Origin of the sequence: Affinundibacterium nitidum (assembly GCF_014284155.1) — a bacterium.
In the GTDB taxonomy this organism is placed as follows: Bacteria; Pseudomonadota; Gammaproteobacteria; order Burkholderiales; family Burkholderiaceae_D; genus Undibacterium; species Undibacterium nitidum.
On the sequence record NZ_JACOFZ010000001.1, the window covers coordinates 206,853 to 220,142 of the forward strand.

12 protein-coding genes are annotated in these 13,290 nt (G+C 47.3%); 11 read left to right on the forward strand and 1 reads right to left on the reverse strand.

Annotated elements, in window-relative coordinates; genetic code table 11:
* The first annotated feature begins 29 nt into the window (after nt 1-29).
* The 11 genes from H8K36_RS00940 to H8K36_RS00990 all read left to right on the forward strand — a co-directional run bounded on the left by H8K36_RS00940 (nt 30) and on the right by H8K36_RS00990 (nt 9,784).
* Nucleotides 30-1,076 carry a GGDEF domain-containing protein gene (locus H8K36_RS00940; protein ID WP_186915514.1) on the forward strand — a complete coding sequence of 349 codons (1,047 nt, stop codon included), beginning with the start codon at nt 30-32 and terminating at the stop codon, nt 1,074-1,076.
* Between the two features lie 19 nt (nt 1,077-1,095).
* Nucleotides 1,096-2,688, forward strand: coding sequence for a glutamine-hydrolyzing GMP synthase (gene guaA / locus H8K36_RS00945; protein ID WP_186915513.1), 1,593 nt, complete (start codon nt 1,096-1,098; stop codon nt 2,686-2,688).
* Nucleotides 2,689-2,861: 173 nt separating this feature from the next.
* Entirely contained in the window at nt 2,862-3,497 is a 636-nt protein-coding gene (gene queE, locus H8K36_RS00950; protein ID WP_186915512.1) for a 7-carboxy-7-deazaguanine synthase, read from the forward strand.
* 27 nt (nt 3,498-3,524) lie between these two features.
* Complete coding sequence (gene queD, locus H8K36_RS00955; protein WP_186915511.1) at nt 3,525-3,968, forward strand: 6-carboxytetrahydropterin synthase QueD; 444 nt, start codon at nt 3,525-3,527, stop codon at nt 3,966-3,968.
* Nucleotides 3,969-4,027: 59 nt separating this feature from the next.
* A complete protein-coding gene (tadA, locus tag H8K36_RS00960) occupies nt 4,028-4,582 on the forward strand; it encodes a tRNA adenosine(34) deaminase TadA (protein WP_186915510.1) in 555 nt (184 codons plus the stop codon).
* A gap of 31 nt (nt 4,583-4,613) precedes the next feature.
* Entirely contained in the window at nt 4,614-5,540 is a 927-nt protein-coding gene (locus H8K36_RS00965; protein ID WP_186915509.1) for an LD-carboxypeptidase, read from the forward strand.
* An 18-nt stretch (nt 5,541-5,558) separates the two neighbouring features.
* Nucleotides 5,559-6,740, forward strand: coding sequence for an acetyl-CoA C-acyltransferase (locus tag H8K36_RS00970; RefSeq protein ID WP_186915508.1), 1,182 nt, complete (start codon nt 5,559-5,561; stop codon nt 6,738-6,740).
* Between the two features lie 16 nt (nt 6,741-6,756).
* Nucleotides 6,757-7,221: a PaaI family thioesterase gene (locus H8K36_RS00975; RefSeq protein ID WP_230404258.1), complete on the forward strand. Its 465-nt coding sequence runs from the start codon at nt 6,757-6,759 to the stop codon at nt 7,219-7,221.
* Between the two features lie 16 nt (nt 7,222-7,237).
* Nucleotides 7,238-8,245, forward strand: a complete 1,008-nt coding sequence (locus H8K36_RS00980) for an NADP-dependent oxidoreductase (protein WP_222611089.1) — start codon at nt 7,238-7,240, stop codon at nt 8,243-8,245.
* A gap of 133 nt (nt 8,246-8,378) precedes the next feature.
* Nucleotides 8,379-9,290, forward strand: coding sequence for an SDR family oxidoreductase (locus tag H8K36_RS00985; protein ID WP_186915506.1), 912 nt, complete (start codon nt 8,379-8,381; stop codon nt 9,288-9,290).
* Nucleotides 9,291-9,322: 32 nt separating this feature from the next.
* Entirely contained in the window at nt 9,323-9,784 is a 462-nt protein-coding gene (locus tag H8K36_RS00990; RefSeq protein WP_186915505.1) for a GNAT family N-acetyltransferase, read from the forward strand.
* 275 nt (nt 9,785-10,059) lie between these two features.
* Here H8K36_RS00990 and H8K36_RS00995 read toward each other — a convergent pair whose 3' ends face one another.
* Nucleotides 10,060-13,233 carry an error-prone DNA polymerase gene (locus tag H8K36_RS00995; RefSeq protein ID WP_186915504.1) on the reverse strand — a complete coding sequence of 1,058 codons (3,174 nt, stop codon included), beginning with the start codon at nt 13,231-13,233 and terminating at the stop codon, nt 10,060-10,062.
* Nucleotides 13,234-13,290 lie beyond the last annotated feature (57 nt).

Here is a 13,290-nt window from a genome sequence, read left to right on the forward strand (position 1 = left end):
AGCGAAGTGTTTTTAATACGGAGCAAGCAATGGTGACCCCGCTGGAACGGACGAGTCGACTCGACTTATTTTTAGAGACAGCTCAAACTGTAATGTCGGATAGCGAACGTTATGAGGCAAAAGTAGGGCGCTTCGAACGTATCGGGATCCGACTGTTCTCAGTCGCAAACTGCCTAGTGAGTTTCGGCAATCTAGTGGCTCGATTTGATCGTAGCGAACTTGCGATGGTGATGCAGGAAGCTAGCTTATGCGACGCACTTGGTTTTTGCGATGAAATCAGTGTCATTTCAGATCTGTCATGTGATCCCGAATTATCCCAGCACGTTTTTGTGCAGGCAGATCCATTCATTAAATTTTGTGCGCGTCATCCGATCTTCAATGCAGAAGAGCAGTTGGTTGGTTCTATCTTCTTAATCGACTATCGAGTGCGTGACCTTGATGATGAGGAGCGTCTTTTATTTGCAGATTTGGCTCACATGGTCGAACGTGAGTTGGACATGGGAGCAATGCGTGTTGAGCAAAATGAATTGCGTCGACAAATACGGAGCTTAAAGCGCGATGCCTTGCTAGACCCTGTTTTGGGGATGTGGAATAGAGGGGCAATTACTCGCTCTTTGGGCTTGGAGATGGAGCGTTGCGAGAAGGCGGCAAAACCACTTTCCTTACTCTTTATTGGTATTGAACCATATGCTGAAGTAAAAGAAACATTAGGCAGTATGGCTGCCGATACTTTGCTACTGAAGTTGGTTAGTCGTATGCGCTCATGTATACGTCCATTTGACGCCCTAGGTCGTTTCGAAAACGATGCCTTTATGATCGTTTTGCCGGGCGCCTCGAATTTGGTTGCTGCCGCGGTCGCGGAGCGTATTCGTTTATCAGTGCTGACACATCAAGAGAAGTTAGGTGATAAAACGATCACAACAAATATTAGCATCGGTGTTTCATCTACAGCGGTTTTTCCTCATATCAGTCCTGATGACATGATCAAATTTGCGGAGAAAGCTTTGCGTACGGCACGTGCCGAGCATCAAGGAATTGTTCAAGCAGCACCAGAAGATTCTGAAATTATCAATTGAAGTCTTACATTACATTATTATGCATTCAAAAATTCTCATCCTTGATTTTGGCTCACAAGTCACTCAATTGATCGCACGTCGTGTGCGTGATGCGGGTGTTTTCTCTGAAGTTTATCCTTACGATGTCAGTGATGAGTTTGTGCGCAATTATGGTGCCTCTGGGATCATTCTGTCAGGTGGCCCTAGTAGTGTGACTGAAGGCGATACACCGCGTGCTCCTCTGGCGGTCTACGATGCGGGCGTTCCTGTACTCGGTATTTGCTACGGTATGCAAACCATGGCCGAACAGTTGGGCGGAAAGGTTGAGAACGGCAAGGTGCGCGAATTTGGTTACGCTGAAGTGCGCGCCCGTAGTCACACAAAATTATTAGATGGCATTAACGATTTCGTCACAGCCGAAGGTCATGGCATGTTGAAGGTGTGGATGAGCCATGGCGATAAAGTCAATGAGATGCCGCCTGGATTTAAATTGATGGCGTCGACAGATAATTGCCCAATCGCTGCGATGGCTGATGAAGATCGCCGTTTCTATGCGGTGCAATTCCATCCAGAAGTAACGCATACCATACAAGGTGAAGCGATTATCGGCCGTTTTGTGCATGAGATCTGCGGCTGTAAATCTGATTGGAACATGCCAGACTACATCTCCGAGGCGGTCGCATCAATCCGCGCGCAAGTAGGCACCGATGATGTCATACTCGGCCTGTCTGGCGGCGTAGATAGTAGTGTTGCAGCGGCACTAATTCACCGTGCGATCGGTGATCAATTGACTTGCGTGTTTGTTGATCATGGCTTGTTGCGCTTGGATGAAGGCAAAATGGTCATGGAAATGTTCGCCAATAACTTGGGCGTGAAAGTGATCCATGTCGACGCCACAGCTCAATTCATGGGGCATTTAGCCGGTGTAACTGATCCAGAGGCTAAGCGTAAAATTATCGGTCGTGAATTCGTCGAAGTTTTCCAAGCCGAGTCTGGTAAGTTGAAGAATGCGAAATGGCTGGCACAGGGTACAATTTATCCAGACGTGATTGAAAGCGCTGGTAAAGGCAAGAAAGGTTCGCATACGATTAAGAGTCATCACAATGTTGGCGGCTTGCCAGACACATTGAATCTAAAATTGCTCGAACCTTTGCGTGAGTTATTTAAAGATGAAGTGCGTAAGCTCGGCGTTGCGCTCGGTTTGCCACACAGTATGGTGTACCGCCATCCGTTCCCTGGCCCTGGATTGGGCGTTCGTATTCTGGGTGAAGTTAAGAAAGACTTCGCAGATCTTCTGCGTCGTGCAGATGCGATCTTCATTGAAGAATTACGCAACACTTACGTAGATCCAAATGCAGAGAAACCACAAACTTGGTACGATGCGACAAGCCAAGCCTTTGCCGTATTCTTGCCTGTGAAGTCTGTAGGTGTTATGGGAGACGGTCGTACTTATGAGTATGTTGTCGCTTTGCGTGCCGTACAAACTCAAGATTTCATGACTGCACATTGGGCGCATTTGCCTCACGAATTACTTGGTAAAGTTTCCAATCGAATTATCAATGAAGTACGCGGTATCAATCGCGTGGTTTATGATATTTCGGGTAAGCCGCCTGCAACAATCGAATGGGAATAAATTCTTTGCATTGATAAATCCGTCACTTGGGCGCCGCACGTTGTTGCCAATGCTCGCAATATCGACATATTGCTGCGCATGGCGCCTAGCGCGACATCCCAACTGACGAATTTCTCAACGCAAAGTAACGAGATCAAAGAATTGATTTAACTTTTGCAGAATGAAAGTTCATTTTGAGCTACAGCATTAAAGAGATTTTTTATACGCTACAAGGCGAAGGCACGCATGCTGGTCGTCCGGCGGTGTTCTGCCGTTTTTCTGGTTGCAACCTGTGGTCTGGTCGTGAAGAAGATCGTAGTTCTGCTGTTTGCCAATTTTGCGATACGGATTTTGTTGGCACTGATGGTGAAGGCGGTGGTAAGTTTAAAACACCACAAGCCGTCGCTGCTCGAATTAATGCTTTGTGGCCAGAGGCCGATGAGGGGCATAAGTTCGTGGTATTCACTGGTGGCGAACCCTTATTGCAATTAGATGAACCTTTACTCGATGCGATGCATGATGCAGGCTTTGAAGTTGCCATTGAAACTAATGGCACCTTGCCTATTCCAGCGGGTGTTGACTGGATTTGCGTCAGTCCCAAGATGGGCTCACAGTTGGTAGTAAAAAAGGGTGACGAATTGAAGGTAGTGATTCCACAATTCGGTCAAGATCTTAAAGCGTATGAAGCTTTAGAGTTTACCCACCATTATTTACAGGCTATGGATGGACCTTTATTGCAGGATAATCTGCGTATCGCGATTGAATTCTGTAAGGCACATCCGAAGTGGAAATTGAGTTTGCAGACGCACAAACTGCTGCAGATTCCTTAATATTTATTTTTAGACGTACAGGCACACATGCTAACCATTACCAGAAAAGTTGAATTCGATACAGGACATCGGATTCCCGATCACAATAGTCAATGCCGTAATTTGCATGGACATCGCTATACGCTGTTGATCACTTTAACGGGCGATGTGGTGGATAAAGACGGTGAGTCTGATAATGGCATGATTATGGATTTTGGCGACATCAAAGCCTTAGCCAATAAACACTTGGTTGACCTGTGGGATCATGCTTTCATCGTGTACGAAAAAGATACCGCTGTACGCCAATTCCTAGAAAGTATGCCAGGTCACAAGACTGTTGTGATTGATCGCGTGCCGACGGTTGAAAATTTGGCGAAAATCGCCTTCGATATGCTCAAAGATGTCTATCATGATCGCTACGGCCGTCATCTATCCTTGACCAAAATTACCCTCTACGAAACACCGAATTGCTGGGCTGAAATTGACGGTTAATTTGGGTACCTAAGAAATTTTTTCAGAAGCTTAACGAAGCCGCTTATCTAAGTAGCGATATGAATCAGGATATTCCTCCCGCGAATCGCTCGCAAGAAGAGCTTGATGCCTACTTCATGGGCGAAGCAATTGCCCAGGCTAAGCTAGCGTGGGCATCTGGTGAAGTTCCTGTCGGTGCGGTGTTGGTCAAAGATGGTGAAATTATCGCACGTGGTTTTAACCAACCAATCGGTGAGCACGACCCCAGTGCACATGCGGAAATCGTCACTTTGCGCCAAGCAGGTGAAATTCTTGGTAACTATCGACTACCCGACTGCCAACTATACGTTACCTTAGAGCCGTGCGTGATGTGCTCAGGCGCGATGATGCATGCCAGACTCTCGCGCATTGTTTTTGGGGCCCATGATCATAAGACTGGCGCCTGTGGCTCCATCGTCAATTTATTCCAAGAAGAAAAACTCAATCATCATGCCACTGTGGTTTCAGGCGTGTTGGCCGAGGATTGCGTGCAGTTGCTCAAGGATTTTTTTGCTGAACGTCGCCGTGCAGCGGTAGAATCGCGAGAGAACGCCAATCTCAGTAACCGTGATGAGCAACGCGAATCGAGCACATAATCGGCATCCGCCACCATTTTTGTAGAACGCGATGAAAATTCAATTTCCAGAACTTCCTTCTCAAATCGGCATCGCGGTGGTCCCGCTTAGTGGTGCTGCGATTGAAGGCACCGATCTCGCTTTAGGGCTGCGTCAATTGCAAGAGTCTGGTTTTGAAGTCTTCAATTATTACGACCATGCTCAACGTTATCAGCGCTTTGGTGCTAGCGATGAGCAACGTATTGGCTTGTTTTACGAGGCTTTAGAAAATCCAGCGGTGCATGTGATTATGTCCTTGCGCGGCAGCTACGGCATTTCGCGCTTATTGCCCTTGTTGGATTTTGGAAAAATTGCGGCAAGTGGCAAATTGATCGTCGGCTATAGTGATATCAATGCCTTGCAATTGGCTCTATTAAGCAAAGTAAGCGTTGGAAGCCTTTGTGGTCCCATGTTCTGTAGTGACTTTGCGATTCCCGATCTACGTGCATTCACTCAGCAGCATTTTCAACTAGCGATGGGTGAGCAGCGCAGCGATGTAGATTTTGTTAGCGACATACCGCAAGAGTTTTCAGTAAAAGGAACTTTGTGGGGCGGCAATTTGGCGATGATTACGCATTTAGTCGGCACAGAGTTTTTGCCGGAAATAGAGAGTGGTATTTTGTTCGTGGAAGATATTGCCGAGCATCCGTATCGCGTAGAGCGCATGATGCTACAGCTGCACATGGCAGGCATTTTACAGAAGCAGGAAGCGATCCTCTTCGGCGACTTTTCTGGCTACAAGCTCGCGCCACACGATAATGGTTATGATTTCTCGGCGATGATTGCTTACCTGCGTAAAACGATTTCAGTGCCAATTATCACAGGTTTACCGTTTGGGCATTGCGAAGATAAAGTCAGTTTATTCCAAGGTGCGTCTACAGAAATCACGCATATGGGAACCCAAGTGAGCCTACGCTCAAACATACATCAGAACAAATAAGAAAGATAAGGAGACGCAATGGTCGATGCAGTGATCGTTGCCAGTGCGCGCACAGCATTGGCGAAGTCGTGGAAAGGCGCTTTCAATAATACCCATAGTGCGACGATGGGCGGGCATGCACTGATGGGGGCGCTGAATCGCGCTGGTATTAAAGCGAAAGAATTGGACGATGTGATTGTCGGCTGTGCTTTCCCTGAAGGTGCAAATGGCCGCAATATCGCTCGTCAAATTGCTTTACGTTCTGGCTCTCCGGTAGCGGTACCAGGAATGACGATAAATCGATATTGTTCCTCGGGTCTGCAAGCGATCGCATTGGCAGCACAAAGGGTAATCACTGGCGAACTAGATATCGTCGCTGCGGGTGGTGTTGAATCGATCTCTTGCGTACAAAACGAGATGAACAAACATATGCTCAATGATCCATGGATCTTGCAGCATAAGCCTGATGTTTATATGCCAATGCTACAGACGGCAGAGATCGTCGCTCGTCGGTATCAGATTTCACGGGAGCGTCAAGACGAATATGGCGTTCGTAGTCAAACGCTTGCAGCAGCGGCGCAGGCGAAGGGAATATTTGATGCAGAGATCATTCCGGTGACGACGACGATGTTAGTGACAGATAAAGAGACAGGCACAGTTTCCGAGTGCGAAGTGACGATTCAAGCAGACGAAGGCATTCGCGCTGGCACTACCCTGGAGGCGGTCGCAAAGATCAAGCCTGCTATTCCAGACGGTGTCATTAGTGCCGGAAACGCGAGTCAATTTTCTGATGGTGCGGCAATGTCCATCGTGATGAATGCGCGTTTAGCAGAGCAACGGGGCTTACCGGTTTTAGGTTATTTCAGAGGCTTTGCTGTGGCTGGCTGTGAACCAGATGAAATGGGTATTGGTCCAGTTTATGCCGTTCCTAAGCTTTTGCAGAAAGCAGGATTAAAGATCGAGGATATTGGTCTGTGGGAGCTCAATGAAGCGTTTGCGGTTCAAGTTTTGTACTGCGCGGACACTTTGGGGATTCCTTTAGATCGCTTAAATGTAAATGGTGGTGCTATTGCGGTGGGGCACCCTTATGGCGTTTCTGGCGCACGATTAACAGCGCACGCCTTGTTAGAGGGGAAGCGTCGTGGTGTCAAATACGTGGTTGTCACCATGTGTATTGGCGGCGGACAAGGTGCGGCTGGCTTGTTTGAAGTCGCATATTAAAACTGCAGACCATTAAATGATTGGAAAGCTAAGTATGAGTGAAGTGGTGAGCGGCGTTTCCGCAATTCCGAATCCCTTTTTGGAGCAAATCGGCATCGTTAGTGAGGAAATGCATGATGGCAGGGCAAGGATTTCACTTGAGTTGCAGGAACAACATATGAATAGCTGGCAGATCACGCACGGTGGAGTACTGATGACTATGCTCGACGTCGTCATGGCAATGGCGGGGCGTTCTTTGCATCACGATCAAAAAGGGGTTGTCACGATAGAGATAAAGACGAGTTTCTTGCAACCGGGTGGTGTGATTGGTGGAAAATTAGAAGCGAAAGCGCAGGCATTCCATCAATCGACAACCATGTGTTTCTGTGATGGTGAAATCTGGAGTGGAGATAAATTAGTGGCAAAAGCGATGGGCACCTATAAGTATTTAAAAAGTTTAAAGTCGAAAGCAAGCCTACAAAAAATGGGCGGCACTGATTAATTTTTATGAGCAATTTATGACAATTCCATCCCATTTTCGCCGTATCGTTTTAGCTTCAAGACCTCAGCAACAGGCGACGCTCGACAATTTTAGATTGGAGACAGTAGCCGTACCTGAGTTAGGTGAGGGACAAGTCTTAATTAAAAATCATTTTCTCTCGTTAGATCCGTATATGCGCGTGCGTATGAATGCGGAAAAAGGCTATGCCGATCCGCAAGCGCTTAACGAGACAATGATAGGCGGCACGGTCGGTACCATTGTCGCGAGCAAGAACCCACGCTATGCCGTCGGCGAGCAAGTCATCGGGATGTTGGGATGGGCTGAAATGGGCGTGTCGGATGGTCTTTTATTGCGCAAATTGGATACCACGCATATTCCTCTGTCAGCCTATCTCGGCGCTGTTGGCATGCCTGGCATGACCGCATGGTATGGGCTCACACAAATCATGCAGGCGAATGAAGGTGAGACGGTCTTGGTATCTGCTGCGAGTGGAGCGGTTGGTAGTGTAGTAGGACAACTGGCGAAGCTTCGTGGTTGCCGAGCAATCGGCATTGCTGGCGGGCCTGAAAAATGCCAGTACGTTCGTGAGGAACTCGGTTTTGATGCGTGTATTGACTATAAAGCCAATGATTGGCAAGAACAGTTGCTTGCCGCAACACCAACAGGGATTGATGCTATTTTTGAAAATGTAGGTGGTGAAGTCTTCGATGCTTGTTTATTACGCATGAACCCATTTGGGCGAATTGCTCTCTGTGGCATGATCGCGGGTTATGAATCTGCCGAACTGCCGATCAAGAATGCCCGAGTTTTACTGACACAGCGCTTGAGTGTTCGTGGTTTTATCATCTCAGAACACATGGATTTATGGCCGCAAGGCTTGAAAGAATTGGGTTCTTACGTGGCTAGTGGTAAGATCAAGTTCAAAGAAAGTATTGCTCCCGATCTAGCTGCAGCCCCTGAAGCCTTCCTTGGCCTTCTCAAGGGCAAGAATTTCGGCAAACAATTGGTTCGTTTACTGGACTAAATTCAGTTTGGATGGATTCGGGATAAATAGGCTTTTGCGACTCAACAGTATCTCGCTTGATGTAATGCTCTCACTTCACCATTAGATTGGTTGGCGGGAGAGCAATTCGAATGCACTCATAAGGAGAGCGGACGTGAAGACATTTGAAGGCAGGGTAGCAGTCATTACCGGCGCGGGGAGTGGCTTTGGTCGTGAATTTGCGCTCAAGGCAGCCAAGCTCAAAATGAAAGTCGTATTAGCCGACGTTCAAGAAAACTCCCTCTATTTCATTCGCGAAGACCTTGAAGATCAGGGTGTAGAAGTGTTGGCGGTTCAATGCGATGTCAGCAAAAGAGAACAAGTACAAGCCTTGGCCGATGCCGCGATGGCTCGCTTTGGTGCGGTACATGTCGTGTTCAACAACGCGGGCGTATGTAGCTCAGGTTTGGTTTGGGAGCACTCTCATGAAGATTGGGAGTGGGTCATGGGTGTCAATGTCTGGGGCGTCATTCATGGCGTTCGGATATTCACAAATTTAATGTTTGAATGTGCGAAGAAAGATCCTCATTTTGAGGGGCACATCGTCAATACCGCATCGATGGCAGGCTTTCTGACGACGCCACTTTCCAGTATTTACGACACCACAAAACATGCTATCGTGGCTCTCACGGAATGTTTGTATCAGGATTTGCACTTAGTAAACGCACCGATCAATTGTTCGTTAATTTGCCCTTATTTTGTTCCCACAGGAATTAGCCAGTCTGCCCGTAATCGCCCAGCCGATTTACCGCAAAGTGAACTGACAGCCAGTCAAAAAGCAGCTCAGTTTATGATTGAACGTGCGATTGTATCGAGTAAGGTGTCGGCTCGCGATATCGCGAATCTCACTTTTGATGCGATTGCGAATGATCAGTTTTATATTTACTCACACCCAAGTGCCTTAGGTTTGGTGAAAGATCGCATGGATGACATCTTGAAACAACAAAATCCCGGCGATCCCTACAAAACTGCGCCACATATCCGTACAATGTTACTCAATAAAATGGCTGAAAAAGCCGACAAATAGTTTTTTTTGTTTCGTTTTAATATTTATCCACTATGTCATCTAACCCTAGTCGAAGTAAGCATTCCTCAGCACCACATTTTCGAATTCAATTAGGCGAGTGGGGAGACCTGCAAGAGGATGCTCAATCTATCCGCACCGAAGTCTTTGTCGTCGAACAAAAAATTCCTGCAGAACTTGAATGGGACATCATGGATGCGCAATGCTTACATGCGGTGGCCTATGATGAAGAAGATAAACCAATTGGCACAGGGCGTTTACTGCCTGATGGACACATGGGGCGTATGGCCGTCTTAAATCGCGCACGTAATTGTGGTGTCGGTGCCGCGATCTTGCGCGCGTTGATGGAGCAGGCAAAATTGCGCGGCCATCAAGGTGTACAACTCAATGCACAAACTACCGCAGAAAGCTTCTACTTACGCGAAGGTTTCGTACGTGAGGGTGATATTTTCCTCGAGGCAGGAATTGATCACGTGCATATGGTGAAGTCGCTGTAACCAACATCCGATTAGCTTAAGAGATTTCTTGATGAAGCTATTTCGTCAGGTTCGCTTATTCGATATTGGAATGTTGACGCTAGGAACATCACCATTTTGGGTCATGTATGGCTTGTCACTTTTTGCAAACTCGGCATGGCAAGGTTCAATCGCAATGGTCCTTGCGTACTTGATTTTTGTTCCCACATGCCTTGGCTTTCCTATGGTAGCTATTTTGTATTTTGTTTGGCGTTTTAATGGATCGAAATCGACTTAAACTTCAATAGTCATAAATATCAACAAAAATTACGACTGCCACTTTCCAACTCTCCCAGTAGATGAGTTAAATCTACCAAGCGCTTCGCTATCAGGTGATGCACTCGACCATCGGTTTGCCAAATGCCATAGACACCGAGTAATCTCGCATTCAATACTTCACGTCTTTGCTTTTCCACTAAATCAGGCCAAACGATCACGTTGACTGGCCCAGTTTCATCTTCTATCGTCACAAACAACACACCTTTGGCGGTACCTGGCCGCTGACGTACTGTGACGATGCCGCAGCCACGTGCGAATTGTTTGTTTTGGAAAGTATGCAAAACATCTGCGGGTAAAAAACGTTGTTTGAGTAAACGTGAACGTAATAAGGCAATTGGGTGCCTTCCCAAGGTCAAACCTTGGCTATGATAATCGCCCACGATCTCTTGCGCTTCACTCGGTGCATGCAGTTGTGGCGTACGTTCTTCTAGTGTCGTTGGATGTAAGAGATCCTTGTCAGGTATCGCTGCGACAGCCTGCCATAGCGCTTGGCGACGATGCCCGGCTAGTGAGACTAGGGCGTTACCCGCTGCTAAAGCCTCGACATCTTGACGCTTTAACTCTGCACGACGCGCAAGATCACTGACATCGCTAAATGGCTGCTGGGTGCGCGCAGCACTGATGCGTATGGCAGCCTCATGCGACATACCACGCAAGAGTGACATTCCCAGACGTACTGCAGGTTGTCGATAGCGGCCGTGCTCGTCACGTTGCTGTGCTTGCTCGATATTTTCAAGTCGCGCATCCCAATCGCTATATTGCACGTCGATTGCTCGTATTTCGATACCGTGTCGACGAGCATCTTGCACTAATTGCGATGGTGAATAAAAACCCATGGGTTGCGAGTTTAAGAGTGAACACAAAAATACAGCGGGTTCGTGACATTTGATCCAACAACTAGCATACGTAAGTAAAGCAAAGCTCGCTGCATGACTTTCGGGGAAACCATATTCACCAAAGCCCAACATTTGATTGAAGACGCCGCTCGCAAACTCTTCTTCATAGCCATTTTTAATCATGGTATTGATGATGCGGTCTTTATAGTTCGCCAAACCACCTTTACGCTTCCACGCAGCCATCGCACGTCGCAATTCATCGGCTTCACCGGGACTAAAATCTGCTGCTGCCATCGCAATTTGCATGACCTGTTCTTGGAAGATAGGAACTCCCAAGGTACGCGATAAAATTTTCTCAATCGCGGGCTTGGGGTAGCTTACCGGCTCTATACCTTGTCGTCGTCTCAGATATGGATGCACCATGCCACCTTGAATCGGCCCCGGTCTAACGATAGCAACTTGGATGACGAGGTCGTAAAAAGTGCGAGGACGCAAGCGTGGCAACATCCCCATTTGTGCGCGTGATTCAATCTGAAAAACACCGACGGTATCGGCTTTGCAAATCATGTCGTAAGTGACGGGGTCTTCCTGTGGAATATCTTGTATGCGTGAAGGTCTACCGGGCAAACTTGCCATTAAGTTTAAAGAACGTTTCAACGCAGAGAGCATACCTAGGGCGAGCACATCGACTTTCAATAAACCTAAGGATTCGAGGTCATCTTTGTCCCATTGAATTACGCTTCGCTCTTTCATGCTGGCGTTTTCGATCGGGACTAAGCGAGAAAGTTTGTCGCGGGCGATGACAAAACCACCGCTGTGTTGCGATAAATGGCGAGGAAAACCAAGTAACTGCGTCACTAGACCTGCCCATTGTTCGGCAATCGGCGAATTCGCATCTAATCCACTCTCGGTAAAGCGTTCTAGTAATGCATGTTTACTATCAAACCAGCGATGCGATTTGGCTACCGCATCGATCAATGCTAAATCAACACCTAGCGCTTTGCCGACTTCTCGTAGTGCTCCTCGTGGACGATAAGTATGTACCGCAGCCGCTAAAGCGGTACGATGCCGACCATATTTTCGATACAGATATTGAATCACTTCTTCACGTCGTTGATGTTCAAAATCGACGTCGATATCGGGTGGTTCCCCACGTTCTTTAGACAAGAAACGCTCAAATAAAAGAATCCCATTTTCAGGGCTGACTTCCGTAATGTGCAAACAATAGCAGACGACCGAATTAGCAGCAGAGCCGCGACCTTGACACAAAATATCTTGTGAACGGGCGTATTGCACAATGTCATACACCGTTAAAAAATACGGCTCGTAAGCGAGGTCGTTAATAAGGCTTAACTCGTGTTCAATCTTGGCGACTACTTCGTGCGACAAACCTCGCGGATAACGTTTTTCCGCCCCAGCATAAACTTCTTGCCGCAGATAAGACGCAGGTGTTTGCCCAGCTGGAACTAACTCATCAGGATACTCATAACGCAATTCATCGAGCGAAAACTGACAGAGATTGGCGATACGTATGGTCTCTTGCAAAGCGCTCGCGGGGTAGATGTTACCGAGACGCAAACGCGAACGTAAATGCTGTTCTGCATTCGGTGCCAAATCATAACCACATTCGGCAATAGATCTACCTACACGAATCGATGTTAGCGTATCTTGTAAAGGTTTGCGCGAACGGACATGCATGCAGACATGGCCCACCGCAACCACCGGCTGCCCGAGCTGTTGCGCGATATGCTGTAATTGAACTTGCTGCCAATCGTCCATCGCTTGCATCAAGAGATTTAAACCTAACCATAGTCGCGAACCAAATAACTGTGATGCCCATATCGCCTGTTGTTCAAATAAGTTGGGATCGATCGGATATTCGGGCAACAAAATGATGAGGCAATGCGGCAGGCCTTGGATATGCGCCAATTGCAAAGGAGGGTGTGCGAAATCACTGGCAGTAATGGCGTACTCGCCTTTAATCACATCCTTACGCAAACGTGCTAACGTAATTAATTCACATAAATTGCCATAGCCTTCGCGGTTTCGCGCAATCGCGATCAGGCGCATTTTTCCAAGCTGCGGATAGCGTGGGTCTTGATCTAATTGAAAATAGCTACCTATAAGTAGCGGCAATTGATGTTTTTTAGCTTCTTCATGCGCTCTCACAACGCCAGCTAAGGAGCATTCATCGGTAATTGCTAGCGCTTGGTATCCAAGCTTAACGGCACGAGCAACCAATTCCTCCGCATGTGAGGCGCCATGCAGAAAAGTGAAATTAGAAAAACAGAATAATTCAGCGTAGTGGGGGAGCATGGTGTTTGTTTTCGTGGAATTCAGTTTCAGTTTTTAGAGAGGATTAAAGACTGAAAA